Genomic DNA, 17,278 nt, shown 5'->3' on the forward strand with positions numbered 1-17,278 from the left:
GCCAGCCCGCGCTCTTGCTTTCGCGCGCGGCAGTGCCATGACCACCCGCTCCATCACCCGCCGCCTTCCCAGCGGGGGCAAACCATGACCAACCACCACACCCATCTCCGCACCGGTGGCGGGTCGCGGCGGGCAGAGCGCTCACAGGGCACGCACCTCCACACGAGGAAGCAGCACCCGCACCACCAGGCCGTGCGGCTCCGCGGCCCGCAGTTCGATCCGGCCGCCCCGGCCCGCCGTCAAGCGCTCGGCGATCGCCAGGCCCAGGCCCGTTCCGGGCAGGTTCCGGTGCCGTTCAGCGCGCCAGAAACGCGTCTGCGCCTGCGCCAGTTCGTCCGCGGACAGCCCGGGCCCGGCATCCGCCACCGACACGACCACCCACGCGCCCTCGGCCCCGCATGAAACCTGGACCTCCGTGCCCGGCGCGTACTTCAGCGCGTTGTCCAGCAGGACGTCCAGCACCTGCGCCAGCTCGGCCTCCGTCGCCGCCGCCTGGGCCGCCTCCCCGGCGAAGCGCAACGTCACCCCGGCCCGTTCCGCGGCGGGTTGCCACAGGTGCACCTGAGCCTCCGCCACGGCCGCCGCGTCACAGGAGGCGCCCTCGCCGGACACGGCCAGCTCGCCGGCCCGGTGCTCGGCCGTCGCCAGGGTCAGGAGGTCGTCCAGCAGGGCTTCCAGGCGGTCCAGCTCCCCGACCGCGCCCTCGTACGTGCGCGCGGCAGACGCGGGCAGCGACGAGCCGAGTGCGTCGACCCGCAACCGCAGCGCCGTCATCGGGTTGCGCATCTGGTGCGAGGTGTCCGCGACCAGCCGCCGCTGCTGGTCCAGCGCCGCCGTGACCGTGTCCGACATTCGGTTGAACCCGGCGGTCAGCTGCCGCAGCTCGGGCGGCCCGGCCAGGTCCGCGTGCACCGGCCGCAGCCCCGCGGTCAGGTCGCCCACCGCGCGGTCCAGACGCCGCATCGGGCCCAGCACCCACCGCGTCGCCCCGAGCGCGAGCCCGGCGCCGGCCAGCGTCACCAGCGCCGCCCCGGCCAGCACCGCGAACCAGCTGCGCCGCACGTCGTCGGCGGCCGCCGCCACCGACGCCCGCAGCACCACCGCGCCGGAGACCTTCGTGCCCGTGCCGGCGGGGCGCGCCAGGAGCACCGGCATGCGCGACCACGGCCGCACGGTCGCCGCCGGCTGGCTCGGCTGGTTCCGCAACGCCGCGTCGATCAGCTGCGCGACCGCCGGATCCGACGCGCTCAGGCCACCGGTCTCGGCGACCGGCGCGCGCCGGGTGGTGACCACCACGATCCCCTCGCCGTACAGCTCGGTGTACCGCGTCACCTCGGCCCGCAACGCCGACGCGTCACCCGCGGCGACCGCCTGGTCGGCCAGCGCCGCGAACCGGTCCAGGTCGGCGGTCCTGGCGAGAAGCAGCTGCTGGGTGCGCTCGGTGGCGGTCACGGTCAGCAGCGGCAGCGCGAACCCCGCGGTCGCGAGCACGACGAAGGCCAGCAGCACGGCCAGTACCCGGGTGCGCACCTACGCGCCCAGCCGGTAGCCGAACCCGCGGATCGTGGTCAGCAGCTCCGGCCGCCGCAGCTTCGCCCGCAACTGCGTCAGGTGCACGTCCAGCGACCGCGACACCGCCACGTACGCGTCGCCCCACACCTCGTCCATCAGCTGCTGCCTGCTCACCGCGGTGCCCGCCCGCCGCGCCAGCGCCGCCAGCACGGCGAACTCCTTCGCGGTCAGCTCGACCTCCGCGCCGCCCACCACGACCCGTCGCGCGCCGAGGTTCACCTCGATGTCGCCCACGACCACCACCTGCGGTTCCGGCCGGGCGGCCGCGGCCCGCCGGGTCACCGCCTCGATCCGGGCCAGCAGCTCGCTCAGCCGCACCGGCTTGACCAGGTAGTCGTCCGCCCCGAGCCGCAACCCGCGCACCACCGACCGTTCGTCGCCGCGCGCGGTGAGCACGATGACCGGCAGTGTGCTCACCGCCCGCAGCTTGCGCAGCACTTCCAGGCCGTCCAGGTCGGGCAGGCCGAGGTCGAGCAGGGCCAGGTCGGCGTCGCGGTGGGCGAGCAACGCGTCCTCGCCGCGCCGCACCCGGGTGGTCTGGTGGCCGTGCGCGCCGAGCGAGTCGACGAGGGCGCCGGCGACACCGTCGTCGTCCTCGACCAGCAGCACGCGCACGGCCTTGAATGTAGCCGCGCCGCGCAGCGGCACCGTTGAGGGTGGGGGTGGGGAAGCGGCTGGCCTAGGACCGGTCCATCGCCGAGTCCTTGCTGGTGTCCCGCATCCGCACGTAGATGACCAGCGAGACGAACACGACGGCCGTGACGTACCAGAAGAACAGCGACTCGTGCCCGGCCTGCTTGAACCACAGCGCGATGTACTCGGCGGTGCCGCCGAACACGGCGACCGCGACCGAGTAGGGCAGCCCGACGCCCAGGGCGCGGATGTTGGTCGGGAACAGCTCCGCCTTCACCACCGCGCTGATCGAGGTGTAGAGAGCGCTGATCGCCAGCGGCACCACCATCAGCACGAACGCGAACACTGGGTTCTTCGTGTGCGACAGCAGCGTCAGCGACGGCACGGTAACCAGCGCGCCCAGCACCCCGAACCCGATCAGCAGCGGCCTGCGGCCCACCCGGTCGGACAGTGCGCCGTAGAGCGGCTGCAGCAGCACGAACACCACCAGCGCTAGGAAGTTGATCCACGCCGCGTTCGGCTTGCTGATGCCGCTGGTGTTGACCATGAACTTCTGCAGGTAGGTCGTGTACGTGTAGAAGAACAGCGTCCCGCCCATGGTCAGGCCGACCACGAGGGCGACCTCCTTGGGGTGCTTGGCGAGCGCCTTCAGCGTGCCGTGCGCGGCGCGGTCGCGGTCGGCCTTGGCGGCCTCGAAGTCGGCCGACTCGTCCATGCCGCGGCGCAGCCAGAACACGATGAGCGCGCCGACCGCGCCGATGCCGAACGCGATCCGCCAGCCCCAGCTGTCCAGCTGCTCGGTGGTCAGCACCTGCTGCAGCAGGATCTGCACCGCGAGCGCGACCAGCTGGCCCGCGATCAGCGTGACGTACTGGTAGCTGGAGTAGTAGCCGCGCTTGCCGCGCGTGGCGACCTCCGACATGTAGGTCGCTGACGTGGAGTACTCGCCGCCGACCGAGATGCCCTGCAGCAGCCGCGCCAGCACGAGCAGCAGCGGCGCGGCGATGCCGATCGAGGAGTAGCCGGGCGTCAGCGCGATCAGCAGCGAGCCCGCGGCCATCAAGCTGACCGACAGCGTCAGCGCCGCACGCCGCCCGAACCGGTCGGCGTAGCGGCCGAGCAGCCAGCCGCCGAGCGGCCGCATCAGGAACCCGACCGCGAACACGCCCGCGGTGTTGAGCAGCTGCGCGGTCGAGTCGCCCTTCGGGAAGAAGGTGGCGGCGAAGTACACGCTGAACGCGGTGTAGGCGTACCAGTCGTACCACTCGATCAGGTTGCCGACCGAGCCGCGGAGGATGTTGCTCACCACGCGGCGCCCCGCGCGCCGGTCCGCCCCGGCGTCGATGCCAGTCGTCATCAGGAACTCCCTTGTCTCATGACCGCGGACCACGTTCGGTGGCGGAGGCCGTCCCGGACAAGGGAGTGCGCGCAGACCTAACAGTCCCTTAAGCCGGCACGCCTCGTGACCGGACTCACCGGGTTACTTCCAGGTAGTGGGCCGGGCGGTGCTGCCCCGCCTCCGGGCCGCCGGATAACCTCACCGGGCAACTGAGGGAAATCGAACGAGGAGTGTCACGTGGGACGGTCCGTACTGGTCACCGGCGGCAACCGCGGCATCGGCCTGGCCATCGCCCGGGGCCTCGCCGAGGCCGGGCACCAGGTGGCGGTGACGCACCGCGGGTCCGGCGCGCCGGAGGGCCTGTTCGGCGTGCAGGCCGACGTCACCGACAGCGAGCAGATCGACGCGGCGTTCAAGCAGGTCGAGGAGCACCAGGGCCCGGTCGAGGTGGTCGTGTCCAACGCCGGCATCACTGACGACACGCTGCTGATGCGGATGAGCGAGGACCAGTTCGCCCGGGTCGTCGACGCCAACCTCACCGGCGCCTACCGGGTCGCGAAGCGGGCCTCGCGCGGCATGCTGCGCGGCAAGTGGGGCCGGTTCATCTTCATCTCGTCCGTGGTGGGCCTCTCCGGCGGCGCCGGGCAGGTCAACTACGCCGCGAGCAAGGCGGGCCTGGTCGGCATGGCGCGGTCACTGGCCCGCGAGCTGGGCTCGCGCAACATCACCGCGAACGTGGTGGCGCCCGGGTTCATCGTCACCGACATGACGAACGCGCTGACCGACGACCAGCGCAACGCGGCGCTGAACCAGATCCCGGCGGGGCGCTACGGCGACACCGCCGACATCGCCGCCGCGGTGCGCTTCCTGGCCTCCGACGAGGCGGGCTACATCAACGGCGCCGTGCTGCCGGTCGACGGCGGCCTCGGCATGGGCCACTGACCCTCTTCTCCCGAACCGACACCGAAAGGACTGGCGTGGCCGGACTTCTGGAAGGTAAGCGACTGCTGATCACCGGCGTGATCACCGACGGCTCGATCGCGTTCCACGCGGCGAAGGCCGCGCAGGAGCAGGGCGCGAAGGTCGTGCTCACCGGTTTCGGCCGGCTTTCGCTGGTGGAGCGCATCGCCAAGCGCCTGCCGGAGGAGGCGCCGGTGATCGAGCTGGACGTGCAGAACACCGAGCACCTGGACACGCTGGCCGACCGCGTGCGGGAGCACGTCGACGGCCTGGACGGGGTGCTGCACTCGATCGGCTTCGCGCCGCAGTCCTGCCTCGGCGCGCCGTTCCTGGACGCCCCGAAGGAGGACGTCTCGGTCGCGGTCGAGGTCTCGGCGTACTCGTTCATGTCGCTGACCAAGGCGCTGCTGCCGTTGCTGTCGCGGGGCTCCTCGGTGGTCGGCATGGACTTCGACGCGCGCGTGGCGTGGCCCGCCTACAACTGGATGGGCGTGGCGAAGGCGGCGCTGGAGTCGGTCAACCGGTACCTGGCGCGTGACCTCGGCCCGCAGGGCATCCGGGTGAACCTCGTCGCGGCGGGCCCGGTCAAGACCATGGCCGCCAAGTCCATCCCTGGCTTCGGCGAGCTGGAGGGCGGCTGGGGCGACCGTGCCCCGCTGGGCTGGGACGCCGAGGACCCGACGCCGGTCGCGAAGACCATCTGCGCCGTGCTGTCGGACTGGCTGCCCGCCACGACGGGTTCGATGATCTGGGCCGACGGCGGGGTGCACGCGCTCGGACTCTGACCCCTGAGCGGGCGTGGGGGCGGCCACAGCGGCAGAATCGTCTACCGTGAGTTACGACGCGCTGCTGTGGCTGTCCTTCGGCGGTCCGGAGGGACCGGACGACGTCATGCCGTTCCTGGAGAACGTGACGCGGGGCCGGGGGGTGCCGCGCGAACGCCTCCTCGAGGTCGCCGAGCACTACCAGCACTTCGGTGGCGTGTCGCCGATCAACCGGCTCAACCGCGAGGCGATCACCGCGGTGGAGAAGGAGCTGGCGGCGCAGGGCGTCGACCTGCCGGTGTACTTCGGCAACCGCAACTGGGAACCGATGGTGGAGGACACCGTCGCCCGGATGAAGGCCGACGGGGTGCGCCGCGCGCTGGTGTTCCCGACCAGCGCCTACGGCGGCTACTCGGCGTGCCGCCAGTACGACGAGGACATCGAGCGGGCGCGCGCCGCGGTCGGTGACGGCGCGCCGGAACTGGTGAAGCTGAGGCACTTCTTCGACCACCCGCTGTTCGTCGGCGCCTTCGCCGACGCGGTGCGCGCCGGGCTGGAGCAGGTGCCCGGCGCGCGGGTCGTGTTCACCGCGCACTCGGTGCCGGAGAGCGCGGACAAGGCCGCCGGGCCGCCGGAGGAGGGCGGGCGGCGCTACTCGCGGCAGGTCCACGAGGCCGCGCGCCTGGTGGCCGCGCAGGCCGGGGTCGCCGAGTACGACGTGGTGTGGCAGTCGCGGTCCGGGCCGCCGCAGGTGCCGTGGCTGGAGCCGGACATCGTCGACCACATCGACGCGCTGCACGCCGCCGGTGTCCAGGGGGTCGTGGTCTGCCCGGTCGGGTTCGTCTCCGACCACCTCGAAGTGATCTGGGACCTGGACAACGAGGCCGCCGAGCGCGCCGCGGAGCACGGCATGGGCTTCGCCCGCGCGGCGACGCCGAACGGCGACCCGCGGTTCGCGGAGCTGGTGGTGGAGCTGGTGCGCGAGCACCTGACCGACGGGCCGGTGCGGACGCTGTCGGAGTTCCCGCTCGCCGGGTGCACCGTGAACGGCGCGCCGTGCGCGGTGGGGTGCTGCGAGCCGGTGAAGCGCCCGGCCCGCTGAGCGTCAGCCCGCGGCCACCTCGTCGAGGACTTCGCGTGCCCGGTCCAGCGCGGTGTGCCAGCCGCCCGGATCGGGCCGTGGGAAGACGTACTCCAGCTCGACGTCGCCGAAGGTGCGCGTGAGGTAGCGCTCGTCCCAGCGCGCGGGCTGCCAGTAGGCCTCGATGCGGGTCACGTCGCCAGCCTCGACGCCGTGGTCCGCCGAGACCCGCTCCCACACCTGGCGGAAGGCGTCGACGGCCTGCGCGGGCGCGGACTCCGCGAACACCGCGCCGCCGCCGGTGGTGAACGAGATGAGGTTGCGGGCCGGGTCCACGTAGTCCATGAGGTTCCCCCTGCGGTCCGGGCTGGAGACGCGGTGATCAAATCATGGACCGCTCCGGCGCGCCCGTCGGACCGGGGCTTGGTGAGCGAAGCGGCGGGGCGCTGACCAACGGCACCCGGACGGGGACGAAGGACACTGGCCGGGCGGCCGGGGCGTCGCGCATGCTCGGCCCAGCCGGCCGGGAGGAACTGTTGTGTGGGTGTGCGTGGTGCTGGCGGTGCTGGCCGCGGCGGCCAACGCCGCCGGGTCGGTCCTGCAGCGGCACGCCGCCCGGAACGAGCCCGCGGGCGGGCGCCTGACCATCGGCCTGTTGTGGGACCTGGCGAAACAGCCGGCGTGGGGGTTCGGCGTCACCTCGATGGTGGCCGGGTCCGTGCTCCAGGCACTGGCGCTGGCGGCCGGCCCGATCGTGCTCGTCCAGCCGATCCTGATCGGCGAGCTGGCGTTCGTCCTGGTCCTGACCGCAGTCTTCCGGCGCCATCGCCTCGGTTTCGGCGAGTGGCTGCCCGTCGCGGGCGTGGGCTGCGGTGTCGCGGTCCTGCTCACCGCCCTGCGGCCGACGGGCGGTGATCCGCTCACGGTGTCCGCCGCCGGCTGGGTGGTGGGGTGCCTGGCGACCACCACGTTGGTCGCCGTCGTGGTGCACCGCGGGGCCACCGTGGCCGCTGGTGGCCGCCGCGCGCTGCTGCTCGGCAGCGCGGCCGGGGCGTGGTTCGGGTTCGCCGCTGTCCTGGTGTCGGCGGTCATGGCCGCGGCGCGTGACCCGTCCGTTACCGTGCTGTCGACCTGGCAGTTCTACCCGGCGGTGGTGGCGGCGCCACTGGGGTTCTTCCTGCTGCAGAACACCTTGCGCGCGGGGAGCCTGACCGCGTCGCAGCCGGGTCTGACCCTGGTCAACCCGCTCGTGGCGCTGCTGTGGGGCGTGACCGTGTTCGGGGAGAACGTGCGCGGCGGCGCCTGGGTGTTCCTCGAGCTGGCCGCGGGCGCGGTGGTCGTGGCCGGCACGATCGGCCTGGCCCGTTTACCGCTGCTCGCCGTGCACGAGAGGGCCGGAAGTCCCTCCTCCTGACGACCATGGCCCGCTGTGCGGCCGGACGCGGCTCCCTAGCGTCGGACACATGCGAGCACACGACATCATGAGCCGGCCCGTCACCACCGTGACGCCGCGGACCTCGGTGAAGGAGGCGGCGCGGATCCTGTCGTCCCACGGGTTCACCGCCCTGCCGGTCGTGGACGACGACGAACGGCTGATCGGCATCGTCACCGAGGCCGACCTGGTCGCAGGCCGGCTGCCACGGGACCCGCGGACCCGCGAGGAGCGGACGGACCGCGCGCTGGGCGCCACCGTGGGCGAGGTGATGACCAGCCCGGCCACCGCGATGTCCCCTGGCACCGACCTGGCCACGCTCAGCCGCGCCCTGCTGGACGCCCGGATCCGCGCCATGCCCATCGCCGAGGGCGCCCAGGTCGTCGGCATCGTCACGCGTGGCGACATCGTGCGGGTCTTCGCCCGCAGCGACAGCGAGATCGCCGGCGACGTGCGCAGGCACCTGAGCATCTACGGCGGCCCCGGCCGCTGGCACGTGGAGGTGCGCGACGGCGTCGTGCACATCGCCGACGAGTTAGACGACGAAACCGACCGCCACGTGGCGACCGTGCTGGCCGAGGCTGTGCCCGGTGTCGTCAGCGCCCGCGCGGTGGCCGCGCACCGGGGAGGGATCTGATGCACGGCAACGCGGTCGTCGTGGGCGTGGACGGCTCCGAGGAGGCCACGCGTGCCCTGCGCTGGGCCGCGCAGGCGGCCCGGCAGCGCCAGGAATCCCTGCACATCGTCCACGGTTTCGCGCCGATCACCGGCTTCGACGGCGCCGGGCTCGCGGTCCTGCAGCAGGCCCACGACGAGCTGGTCAAGACGGCTGACGACCTGGTCGCCGACGCCGTCCGGACCGCCCGCGAGGCGGGCGGCCCGGACCTGACGATCACCACCGACCGGCCGACCGAGGCCGGAGCGCCGGCCCTGATCGAAGCCTCCCGCGCCGCCAGGACCGTCGTCCTCGGCTGTTCCGGGACCGGGGGGTTCACCGGGATGCTGGTCGGCTCGACGACCGTCGAGGTAGCCGCGCACGCGTGGTGCCCCGTGGTGGTCGTCCGCGGGCGCGAGAACGCGGACGGCCCGGTGGTCGTCGGCGTCGACGGCAGCCCGGTCGGCGAGCGCGCGCTCGCGGCCGCGTTCGAGGAGGCGTCCTGGCGAGGCGCCGGGCTGGTGGCGGTGCACGTGTGGTCCGATGTGGACTCCGGCGGCCACCCGTCGATGGTGCCGGTCGCGCTGGACTGGGAGGAGATCGCCGCCGACGAGCGGCGGCTGCTGGCCGAGCGTCTCGCCGGGTGGCAGGAGAAGTACCCGGACGTGGTCGTGGAGCGGGTCGTCGCGCGGGACCGGCCGCGGCACCAGCTGCTGAGCTGGAGCGCGCAGGCCCAGCTGGTCGTCGTGGGCAGCCGCGGCCGGGGCGGGTTCAGCGGCCTGCTGCTGGGCTCGACCAGCCAGGCGCTGATCCACCACGCGCAGTGCCCGGTGATGGTCGTCCGCCCGCAGGCCGGCTCATGAGCACCGCCGAGGCGCCGGCGCGCACCGCACTGACCGGCCGGGAACTGTCCCAGGTGGACTGCCAGTGGCGCGCCGCGAACTACCTCGCGGCTGGCCAGATCTACCTGATGGACAACCCGCTGCTGCGCGAGCCGCTGGTGCCGGGGCACGTCAAGCCGCGGCTGCTCGGCCACTGGGGCACCTCGCCCGGCCTGACCTTCGTCTACGCCCACCTCAACCGGGCCATCGTGGCGCACGACCTGGACGCGATCTTCGTTACCGGGCCGGGCCACGGCGGGCCTGCGCTGCTGGCGCACACCTGGCTGGAGGGCAGCTACCCCGAGCTGACGCCGGACGTCACGCGGGACGCGGTGGGCATGCGGACGCTGTTCCGCGAGTTCTCGTTCCCCGGCGGGGTGCCCAGCCACGTCGCCCCGGTGGTGCCCGGCTCGATCCACGAGGGCGGCGAACTGGGCTACTCGCTGGCGCACGCGTTCGGCGCCGCGTTCGACAACCCGGACCTGCTGGTCGCGTGCGTGATCGGCGACGGCGAGGCCGAGACGGGGCCACTGGCCGCGAGCTGGCACGCCAACAAGTTCCTCGACCCGGTGCACGACGGCGCGGTGCTGCCGGTCCTGCACCTCAACGGCTACAAGATCGCCAACCCGACGGTCCTGTCCCGGATCCCGCGCGAGGAGCTGGACGAACTGCTGCGGGGTTACGGCTACCGGCCCTACCACGTCGAAGGCTCCGACCCCGAGGCCATGCACCAGGCGATGGCCGCGACGCTCGACGACGTCGTCGCCGGGATCCGGGACATCCAGGCCGCGGCGCGGTCCGGCGCCGCGACGGGGCGGCCGCGGTGGCCGGTGATCCTGCTGCGCAGCCCGAAAGGCTGGACCGGTCCGGCCGAAGTGGACGGTGTGCCGGTCGAAGGCACGTGGCGCGCGCACCAGGTGCCGCTGCCCGCGGTGCGGGAGAACCCGGACCACCTGGTGGCGCTGGAGCGCTGGCTGCGGTCCTACCGGCCGGAGGAGCTGTTCGACGCCGACGGGCGCCCCGCACCGGAGGTGACCGCGCTGATCCCGTCCGGCGGCCGTCGCATGGGCGCCAACCCGCACGCCAACGGCGGCGCGCTGCTGCGGCCGCTCGACCTGCCCGATCCACGTGACCACGCGCCACGGGTCGCCGAACCGGGCACGACCGTGCATGAACCGACCCGCGTGCTGGGCCGCTACCTACGGGAAGTGGCCGAGCGCAGCGCGGGCAGGCGCAACTTCCGGCTGTTCGGCCCGGACGAGACGGCCTCCAACCGGCTCGATGCGGTGTACCAGGCCACCGGCAAGGGCTGGCAGGCGGCGATCGAGCCGGTCGACGAGCACCTGTCCCGCGACGGCCGGGTGCTGGAGGTGCTGTCGGAGCACCTGTGCCAGGGTTGGCTGGAGGGCTACCTGCTCAGTGGGCGGCACGGGCTGTTCTCCTGCTACGAGGCGTTCGTGCACATCGTCGACTCGATGGTCAACCAGCACATCAAGTGGCTGCGCAGCTCGCGGGACATCCCGTGGCGGCGACCGGTGGCCTCACTGAACTACCTGCTCACCTCCCACGTGTGGCGGCAGGACCACAACGGCTTCTCGCACCAGGACCCCGGCTTCATCGACCACGTGGCCAACAAGAGCAGCGAGGTCGTGCGGGTGTACGTGCCGCCGGACACGAACACGCTGCTGACCGTCGCCGACCACTGCCTGCGCAGCCGGGACTACGTCAACGTCATCGTGGCCGGCAAGAACGACAGCCCGGACTGGCTCGACGCCGAGCAGGCGGCGCTGCACTGCGCCCGCGGCGCCGGGATCTGGGAGTGGGCGGGCACCCACCCCGGCCACGAGCCCGACGTGGTGCTGGCCTGCGCGGGAGACGCCCCGACGCTGGAGGTGCTGGCCGCGGTCACCCTGCTGCGGGAGCACCTGCCGGAGCTGGCGGTGCGGGTGGTGAACGTGGTCGACCTGATGCGGCTGCAACCGGACACCGAACACCCGCACGGCATGACCGACCGCGAGTTCGACGCGTTGTTCACCCGGGACCGGCCGGTGATCTTCGCCTACCACGGCTACCCGTGGCTGATCCACCGGCTGGCCTACCGCCGCGCCAACCACGCGGGGCTGCACGTGCGGGGCTACACGGAGCGCGGCACCACCACGACGCCGTTCGACATGCTGGTGCTCAACGACATGGACCGGTTCCAGCTGGTGATCGACGTGATCGACCGGGTGCCCGGGCTGTTGCGGACGGCGGGCACGACCCGGCAGGCGATGGCCGACGCGCGCGCCCGGCACCGCCGGTGGATCCGCGAGCACGGCGAGGACCTGCCGGAGGTCCGCGAGTGGCGCTGGACCCGGTGAGCGCGATGCGGGTGCTGACCCTCAACCCCGGGTCGTCGTCGCTGAAGGCTGCCCTGCACGACGGCGACCTGGTGGACACGCGCACGTGGCAGGCGGCGGACGCTCGCGCCGACGAGCGGGCCGTGTCCGAGGCGCTGGCGGAGTGGGGGCCGCCCGGCTGCGTGGCGGTCCGGTTCGTGCACGGCGGGTCCCGGCCGGGGCCGGTCGTGCTCGACGACGCGGTGTTGCGCGAACTGGAACGGCTGAGCCCGCTGGCGCCGTTGCACCAGCCGTTGTCGGTCGACGTCGCCCGGGTGGTGCGCGGGCTGCTGCCGGGCACGCCGGTGGTGGGCTGCTTCGACACGTCCTTCCACACCGGACTGCCGGCGGCCGCCGCGCGTTACCCGCTGCCGCGGGCGTGGACGAGCCAGAACCGGTTGCGCCGCTACGGTTTCCACGGGCTGTCGTGCCGTCACGCGCTGCGCCGGGCCGCGGAACTGCTCGGCCGCGCCGAAGACGAGCTGAGGCTGGTGGTCGCGCACATCGGGGCCGGCGTGTCGGTCACCGCGATCCGCGGCGGCGCGAGCGTCGACACCTCGATGGGGTTCACGGCACTGGAGGGCGCGGCGATGGCGACCCGGTCCGGATCGGTGGATCCCGGGTTGCTGCTGCACGTGCTGGAAGCCGGCGAGGTCACCGTGCCGCGGCTGGCGCACGTGCTCCACCGCGAGTCCGGGCTGGCCGGGATGACGGGCACATCGGGCGACCTGCGGGACGTGCTCGCGGCGCGGGATCAGGGGGACCACGATGCCCGCGAGGCGCTGGCGGTGTACGTGCACCGGCTGCGGCGGGAGATCGGCGCGGCGGCGATGAGCCTGGACCGGCTCGACGCGGTCGTGTTCACCGGCGGCGTGGCCGAACACCAGCCCGGCGTGGTCGGGGAAATCCTCGCCGGGTGCGGGGTCCTCGGCCTGCGTGCCGCCCTGCCCGGCGGGAGCGGCGACCGGGTGGTGAGGACCGGCGACGGCCCGGCGGTGCTGGTGGTGACGGCGCGCGAGGACCTCGAGCTGCGCCGGGGCGCGCTGGCCCTGGTGGGTGTTCGGTCCGGGTAGGCCATTGCGGAGGTGGCCAGCCGGTCCTGGGTGCCCGGGAGTGAAGCTGAAATCGCGGGCTGCCGGCCCGTCCGGCCACCTGCGCCGCGCCGGCCGAGGTGGGTGTTCAGGCCAGGTAGGCCAGCGCCTGCGCGAGCGAATCCTCGGTGGTGCCCGCCGTCAGCACCGTGTGCGCCTCCGGCCAGGGGTGCACGTCCGTCGCCATGTGCTGCAGGATTGCCGGCGTCGCGTCCGAGATCGAGCCGGTCCGGGTGGCCAGCCGGTGGGCGGTGACCGTTTCCGGCGCCCAGCAGCGGAGCTGCGTCAGCGGGCTGCCCGCGCGCTCGGCGGCCTTCGCCGCGGCGAGGCGGTGGTGCGCCTCGGACCAGGAGGCGTCCAGCACCACGCTCTCGCCGAGCGCGAGCAGTTCGCCGGCGCGGTGCAGCATCTCGTCGTAGGTCCGTTTCGTCGTCTCCGGGCCGTAGAGGCCTTCGCGGTACCCCGCGGCCGCGCTGTCCTCCGGGGTGACGCCGGCCAGTTCCTTGCGGATGCGGTCGCTACGCAGGACCGTGGCGCCCAGCCGGTCGGCGACCGCTCCGGCCAGGGTGGACTTGCCGGACGCGGGCAGCCCGCCGACGAGGATCATCCGCGGCCTGCCGAGCCGCAGGTGGCGCAGCGCGATCTCGGCGTAGGCCCGGGCGAGTACGGCTGCGCTGTCGTCGCCCTGAGCGAACCGGAGGCAGGCGACCTTGACGCGCACGAACGCGCGGTAGGCGGTGTAGTGGTGGCGCAGCGCCGGGGGAGCGGGGTCGCCGGAGAACTCGGCGTAGTCGTCGAGGAGCTGCCTGGCGAGCCCGGCCGCGCCGAGTCGTTCGAGGTCCATGGCGAGGAAGGCGACGTCGTCGAGGCCGTCGACCCAGCGCAGCCGGTCGTCGAACTCCAGGCAGTCCAGCACGCGCGGTCCGTCGTCGAGGCAGAAGATGTCGTCGGCGAGCAGGTCGCCGTGACCGTCCACGACGCGCCCGTCGCCCAGCCGCCGCTCGAACAACGCGTCCCGCCCGTCGAGGAACTCGCGGGTCAGCCGCTCGATCTCGTCGGCGGTCTCCGGGTGCAGCGCGACGCCGTGGAACGGGCGGACCTGCGCGAAGCTGTCCTCCCAGCGGCGCCGGATCGCCGCCCGCGAGCCCTGCTCGCTGATGCGCGGCCCGCGTTCGGCGGCGGCGTGGAAGCGCGCCACGGTCCGGGCGAGCACGCGAACCGTGTGTGCCAGCGGCGCCCCCGCCCGGACCAGGGTCGACAGCCTGCGGTCCTCAGGCATGCGACGCATCACCACCAGGTGCTCGCACACCCGGTGGTCCGGGCCGTGCAGGTCGGCCACGCCGAGGTACACGTCCGGCGACAGGCGCCGGTTGAGCTCGACCTCCCGGTGGCACACCCGTTCCCGCGTGGCGCGGTCGGTGAAGTCGACGAACCCGAGGTCCACCGGCTTCTTGAGCTTGTAGGCGCGGTCGCCCACGAGGAACACCGCCCCGATGTGGGTCTCGCGGACGTCGATCCCGGTCTCCGGCATGCCTCCAGGCTCGCCGCCGGTGATCGGCGGCGGGAAGGGCAGGAAGTCCCAAGCCGAGCGGCTCGAAGTCCCTTGCACCGCGGGGCCGTCGTGCCCTGACGAGCGTCCTCAGTGGACGAAGGGCGCGAGCAGGACCGTCAGCAGCGCAGCGCGTCGGCCAGGGTGGGCCGGACGTCGAGCACCTCGGTGAGCCCGGTGATCTCCATCGGCCGCAGCACCCGCTGGTCGGAGGCGACCACCCGGACGCGCGTGGCGCCGCAGCGCTGCTCCAACCGGACCAGCACCCGCATCCCGGCGGAGCCGAAGTACGCCACGCCGGTCAGGTCGACGACCAGCAGCGGCGGCAGCCGCTCGGCCGACTCGGTCAGGGCCTGCTCCAGGTGCGTGGCGCTGTCCAGGTCGACATCGCCCGCGACGCGCACCACGAGCTCGCGGTCCAGGACGTCAACGCCGACGCGCAGCTGGTCGCGCCCCGGCCCGCCCCGGGGAGCACCTTGCTCAGCCATCACCGCACCAGCCTGGCAAACGGCGTGCGGGCAGCACCAGTGCGCCGGCGCCGGTTTTCACCGCACGGCCCGTGCGTTCAGCAGGTGCGTCAGCAGGTCGCGCCAGCTGACGATGCCGACCACCTTGCCGTGGTCGACCACCGGCAGGCAGCGCTGGTGCGCATCGACCAGACGGGTCGCCACCTCCGCGACGTCCGCGTCGGCAGGCACGGCCAGCGCCGCGACCCGCATCACCGACCGGACCGTGATCGCGTCGACGCCGAGCATCGCACCGCCGTCCGGTCCGGTCCGGCCCCGCAGCGCCGGGGCGTACCGGGCGGCCGCGAGGTCGCCCTCGGTGACCAGGCCGACGAGTTCGCCGGCCGTGGTCAGCACCGGCAGCGTGGTGTAGCCGCGCTCGAGCATCAGCGCGGCCGCCTCCTCCAGGGTCGCCCCGGCGGTGACGCCGACGACCGGCGAGCTCATCAGTTCCGGTATCCGCATGCCCCGATCCTCGGCCGGCCGCGGCGGCGCGGGAAGGGACGTAGGGCCGCGACAGCGGAGACCAACGGCCCTTCGCCGCGCGCCCGCCGGTGACGACCCTGGTGGTCAGGCGACACGAGGAGGATCCGGTGGAGACTTGGCGACCGCCGCGCCTGCGCGGCAACCCGCTGACGCGGGATTCCGATCGCCGCGAACGGCTGGCGCTGCTCGTGGCCGTCACGGTCGTGGTGCTCACGGCGCCGTTCGCGGCCCTGCTGGGCGATCGCGTGCACCAGTGGCAGGAGCGGCTGGCGGTAAGCGAGCAGGACACCCGCACCGCGGTGACCGCGACGCTGCTCGCCGACGCGCCCCCGCCCGCGGGCTACCCGGAGAGTGGCACCGCCCGCGTCGAGGCGGAATGGCCGCTTCCCGCCGGCGGTACCGCGACCGGCGAGGTCACCGCCCCGCGTGGCGCGGTCGCCGGCGACGCGGCGCCCATCTGGATCGACGAGAACGGTGAACCCGCGGCGCCCCCGGTGACCGCGGAGACCGCGGTCGTGAACGGGGTGACGACCGGCGCGCTGAGCTGGGCGGCCGTGATGGCCCTGTGCGGTCTGGGTTTCTGGCTCTACCGCCGGGTGCTCGACCGGCGCAGGCGGGACGACTGGTCGGGCGCGTGGGACCGGTTCGACAGCAGGCACACGCCGTTCTGAGGAAGGGGAGGCATGGACAGGCTCGGGGACCGGCTGGGGTGGCGCCGCGACGAGCGCCTGGCGCGGCGCAGGCCGTGGCTGGCGTCGCTGACCGCGCTGATCGCCGTCACCGCGTGGGCAGGCGCGGTGGGCCTCGTGATCGGCGCGGTCGATCTCGACGCCACGGTGACCGCGCGGCTTCCCTTCCACAGTACGGTGTTCGCCGGCATCAGCCTCGGGGTGCTGATCGCCGTGCCGATGACCGTGGTCACCTGGTTCGCCGCGCGGCGGGACCCGCGCACGAGCCCGGCCGCCGTCGTCGCGGGTACGGTGCTGATCGGGTGGATCGCCGTCGAGGTCGGCATCGTCCGGACGTTCAACGTCCTGCAGCCGGTGTGCGTGCTGGCCGGGCTGGTGTTGCTGGTGGCCGGGCTGCGGGACTTCGGGCGCGGGCGTGACCGGTGAGGTCGTCGCCGGCGTCAGCGCCTCGCCCGGGTCGTGGTGCGGCGCGCAGTGGGCCGCGGATCTGGCGGCGAGCCGCCACCTTCCGCTTCGCCTCGTGCACGCCGGTGACGCGGACCTGGACGTGCGCCTGGCCGACGGCACCGCGTTCCGGGTGGAGCGGCTGCCCGGACCACCGGCCGACACGCTGCTCGCGTTGTCGGCGACCGCCGCGTTCCTGGTGTTCGGCCCCTCGGCGCGGGCGCGCACGGCCGACCGGTACCTGCGGTCGCCGGCGCTGGCACTCGCCGCCCGCAGCGCCTGCCCGGTGGTCGTGGTGCGGGGCCGTGCGGCGCCCTCGGGACCGGTAGTCGCCGGGATCGACGGTTCCGGGGCGGCCGGCCGGGCGATCGCCGTGGCGTTCCAGGAGGCCGCGTACCGGGGCGTGCCGCTCATCGCGCTGCACACTCGCAGCGACGCGGAGTACGTGACCGCCCCGGGTGACCGGCTTCGCCTGGAGTGGGAGCGCGCCGCGGGCGACGAGCACCGCACGATCGCCGAGCGGCTGGCCGGCTGGCAGGAGCGGTACCCCGACGTGGTCTTGCACCGGATCGTGCGGCGGGACCGCCCGCGGCACCACCTCCTGGAGCTCAGCCGGCGGGCGCAGCTGGTGGTGGTCGGCAGCCGTGGCCGCGGCGGGGTGGGCGGTCTGGTGCTGGGTTCGACCGGGCGAGTGCTGGCGCAGCGGGCGGGCTGCCCGGTCGTGGTCGTGCCGCCGGGCGGGTCCTGAGGTCCCCGCTTTCGAGGACCTTCGCACCTGTCCGGACGCACCGGTCCGGTCGCAGGGTTGGGGGAACGGG

At 73.7% G+C, this 17,278-nt stretch carries 18 protein-coding genes; 11 read left to right on the forward strand and 7 right to left on the reverse strand.

All coding sequences use genetic code 11. The features are described from left to right. Positions 1 to 141: 141 nt before the first annotated feature. The 3 genes from AMETH_RS15190 to AMETH_RS15200 form a co-directional block, all read right to left on the reverse strand. Positions 142 to 1,530 carry a sensor histidine kinase gene (locus tag AMETH_RS15190; protein WP_017988124.1) on the reverse strand — a complete coding sequence of 463 codons (1,389 nt, stop codon included), beginning with the start codon at positions 1,528 to 1,530 and terminating at the stop codon, positions 142 to 144. Then, on the reverse strand, positions 1,531 to 2,187 hold the full coding sequence (locus AMETH_RS15195) for a response regulator transcription factor (protein WP_017988125.1): 657 nt from the start codon (positions 2,185 to 2,187) through the stop codon (positions 1,531 to 1,533). It abuts the gene before it with no gap. A gap of 64 nt (positions 2,188 to 2,251) precedes the next feature. Then, positions 2,252 to 3,562, reverse strand: coding sequence for an MFS transporter (locus AMETH_RS15200; RefSeq protein WP_017988126.1), 1,311 nt, complete (start codon positions 3,560 to 3,562; stop codon positions 2,252 to 2,254). A 219-nt stretch (positions 3,563 to 3,781) separates the two neighbouring features. On the opposite strand from AMETH_RS15200, the gene fabG reads away from it, so the two are divergent. The 3 genes from fabG to AMETH_RS15215 are packed head-to-tail and all read left to right on the forward strand — an operon-like array spanning position 3,782 to position 6,370. Further along, entirely contained in the window at positions 3,782 to 4,486 is a 705-nt protein-coding gene (gene fabG, locus AMETH_RS15205; protein WP_017988127.1) for a beta-ketoacyl-ACP reductase, read from the forward strand. A gap of 35 nt (positions 4,487 to 4,521) precedes the next feature. Beyond that, the gene (gene fabI / locus AMETH_RS15210; RefSeq protein WP_017988128.1) at positions 4,522 to 5,289 is read left to right on the forward strand and encodes an enoyl-ACP reductase FabI; all 768 of its coding nucleotides are present in this window, start codon (positions 4,522 to 4,524) and stop codon (positions 5,287 to 5,289) included. A gap of 46 nt (positions 5,290 to 5,335) precedes the next feature. Continuing rightward, entirely contained in the window at positions 5,336 to 6,370 is a 1,035-nt protein-coding gene (locus AMETH_RS15215; protein ID WP_017988129.1) for a ferrochelatase, read from the forward strand. Positions 6,371 to 6,373: 3 nt separating this feature from the next. Here the strand turns inward: AMETH_RS15215 and AMETH_RS15220 are convergent, their stop codons facing one another. Further along, a complete protein-coding gene (locus AMETH_RS15220; protein ID WP_017988130.1) occupies positions 6,374 to 6,694 on the reverse strand; it encodes a hypothetical protein in 321 nt (106 codons plus the stop codon). A 199-nt stretch (positions 6,695 to 6,893) separates the two neighbouring features. Between AMETH_RS15220 and AMETH_RS15225 the strand changes: the two genes are divergently transcribed. The 5 genes from AMETH_RS15225 to AMETH_RS15245 are packed head-to-tail and all read left to right on the forward strand — an operon-like array spanning position 6,894 to position 12,768. After that, the gene (locus AMETH_RS15225; protein ID WP_223843156.1) at positions 6,894 to 7,763 is read left to right on the forward strand and encodes a DMT family transporter; all 870 of its coding nucleotides are present in this window, start codon (positions 6,894 to 6,896) and stop codon (positions 7,761 to 7,763) included. 49 nt (positions 7,764 to 7,812) lie between these two features. Next, a complete protein-coding gene (locus AMETH_RS15230) occupies positions 7,813 to 8,418 on the forward strand; it encodes a CBS domain-containing protein (RefSeq protein ID WP_026154003.1) in 606 nt (201 codons plus the stop codon). Beyond that, positions 8,418 to 9,299 carry a universal stress protein gene (locus tag AMETH_RS15235; RefSeq protein WP_017988133.1) on the forward strand — a complete coding sequence of 294 codons (882 nt, stop codon included), beginning with the start codon at positions 8,418 to 8,420 and terminating at the stop codon, positions 9,297 to 9,299. The genes AMETH_RS15230 and AMETH_RS15235 overlap by 1 nt, the downstream gene beginning before the upstream one ends. Then, a complete protein-coding gene (locus AMETH_RS15240) occupies positions 9,296 to 11,677 on the forward strand; it encodes a phosphoketolase family protein (RefSeq protein ID WP_017988134.1) in 2,382 nt (793 codons plus the stop codon). Before AMETH_RS15235 ends, AMETH_RS15240 begins: the two co-directional genes overlap by 4 nt. A gap of 5 nt (positions 11,678 to 11,682) precedes the next feature. Beyond that, complete coding sequence (locus AMETH_RS15245) at positions 11,683 to 12,768, forward strand: acetate/propionate family kinase (protein WP_026154004.1); 1,086 nt, start codon at positions 11,683 to 11,685, stop codon at positions 12,766 to 12,768. Between the two features lie 106 nt (positions 12,769 to 12,874). Here the strand turns inward: AMETH_RS15245 and AMETH_RS15250 are convergent, their stop codons facing one another. The 3 genes from AMETH_RS15250 to AMETH_RS15260 form a co-directional block, all read right to left on the reverse strand. Next, on the reverse strand, positions 12,875 to 14,317 hold the full coding sequence (locus AMETH_RS15250) for a bifunctional aminoglycoside phosphotransferase/ATP-binding protein (protein WP_017988136.1): 1,443 nt from the start codon (positions 14,315 to 14,317) through the stop codon (positions 12,875 to 12,877). 137 nt (positions 14,318 to 14,454) lie between these two features. Further along, the gene (locus AMETH_RS15255; RefSeq protein ID WP_017988137.1) at positions 14,455 to 14,823 is read right to left on the reverse strand and encodes an STAS domain-containing protein; all 369 of its coding nucleotides are present in this window, start codon (positions 14,821 to 14,823) and stop codon (positions 14,455 to 14,457) included. 57 nt (positions 14,824 to 14,880) lie between these two features. Further along, positions 14,881 to 15,306 (reverse strand): CBS domain-containing protein, encoded by a 426-nt coding sequence (locus tag AMETH_RS15260; RefSeq protein WP_017988138.1) that lies wholly within the window; start codon positions 15,304 to 15,306, stop codon positions 14,881 to 14,883. 128 nt (positions 15,307 to 15,434) lie between these two features. Here AMETH_RS15260 and AMETH_RS15265 point away from each other — a divergent pair, with 128 nt between their 5' ends. From AMETH_RS15265 to AMETH_RS15275, 3 genes are read left to right on the forward strand one after another with little or no spacing between them, the layout of a single operon-like run. After that, the gene (locus AMETH_RS15265) at positions 15,435 to 15,998 is read left to right on the forward strand and encodes an Rv1733c family protein (protein WP_038533027.1); all 564 of its coding nucleotides are present in this window, start codon (positions 15,435 to 15,437) and stop codon (positions 15,996 to 15,998) included. Between the two features lie 12 nt (positions 15,999 to 16,010). Beyond that, positions 16,011 to 16,442, forward strand: coding sequence for a hypothetical protein (locus tag AMETH_RS15270; RefSeq protein ID WP_017988140.1), 432 nt, complete (start codon positions 16,011 to 16,013; stop codon positions 16,440 to 16,442). After that, positions 16,432 to 17,208 (forward strand): universal stress protein, encoded by a 777-nt coding sequence (locus AMETH_RS15275; RefSeq protein WP_017988141.1) that lies wholly within the window; start codon positions 16,432 to 16,434, stop codon positions 17,206 to 17,208. Before AMETH_RS15270 ends, AMETH_RS15275 begins: the two co-directional genes overlap by 11 nt. The last annotated feature ends 70 nt before the right edge of the window (positions 17,209 to 17,278 follow it).

The organism is Amycolatopsis methanolica 239 (genome assembly GCF_000739085.1).
Classification (GTDB): domain Bacteria; phylum Actinomycetota; class Actinomycetes; order Mycobacteriales; family Pseudonocardiaceae; genus Amycolatopsis_E; species Amycolatopsis_E methanolica.

What these genes read in the sequence shown, in the direction of transcription:
- AMETH_RS15240 (WP_017988134.1), top strand. Translation starts at nt 9,296, where the DNA reads ATGAGCACCGCCGAGGCGCCGGCGCGCACCGCACTGACCGGCCGGGAA.
- AMETH_RS15260 (WP_017988138.1), bottom strand. Translation starts at nt 15,306, where the DNA reads ATGCGGATACCGGAACTGATGAGCTCGCCGGTCGTCGGCGTCACCGCC.
- AMETH_RS15220 (WP_017988130.1), bottom strand. Translation starts at nt 6,694, where the DNA reads ATGGACTACGTGGACCCGGCCCGCAACCTCATCTCGTTCACCACCGGC.
- AMETH_RS15270 (WP_017988140.1), top strand. Translation starts at nt 16,011, where the DNA reads ATGGACAGGCTCGGGGACCGGCTGGGGTGGCGCCGCGACGAGCGCCTG.
- AMETH_RS15250 (WP_017988136.1), bottom strand. Translation starts at nt 14,317, where the DNA reads ATGCCGGAGACCGGGATCGACGTCCGCGAGACCCACATCGGGGCGGTG.
- AMETH_RS15235 (WP_017988133.1), top strand. Translation starts at nt 8,418, where the DNA reads ATGCACGGCAACGCGGTCGTCGTGGGCGTGGACGGCTCCGAGGAGGCC.
- AMETH_RS15200 (WP_017988126.1), bottom strand. Translation starts at nt 3,562, where the DNA reads ATGACGACTGGCATCGACGCCGGGGCGGACCGGCGCGCGGGGCGCCGC.
- AMETH_RS15230 (WP_026154003.1), top strand. Translation starts at nt 7,813, where the DNA reads ATGCGAGCACACGACATCATGAGCCGGCCCGTCACCACCGTGACGCCG.
- AMETH_RS15255 (WP_017988137.1), bottom strand. Translation starts at nt 14,823, where the DNA reads ATGGCTGAGCAAGGTGCTCCCCGGGGCGGGCCGGGGCGCGACCAGCTG.
- AMETH_RS15245 (WP_026154004.1), top strand. Translation starts at nt 11,683, where the DNA reads ATGCGGGTGCTGACCCTCAACCCCGGGTCGTCGTCGCTGAAGGCTGCC.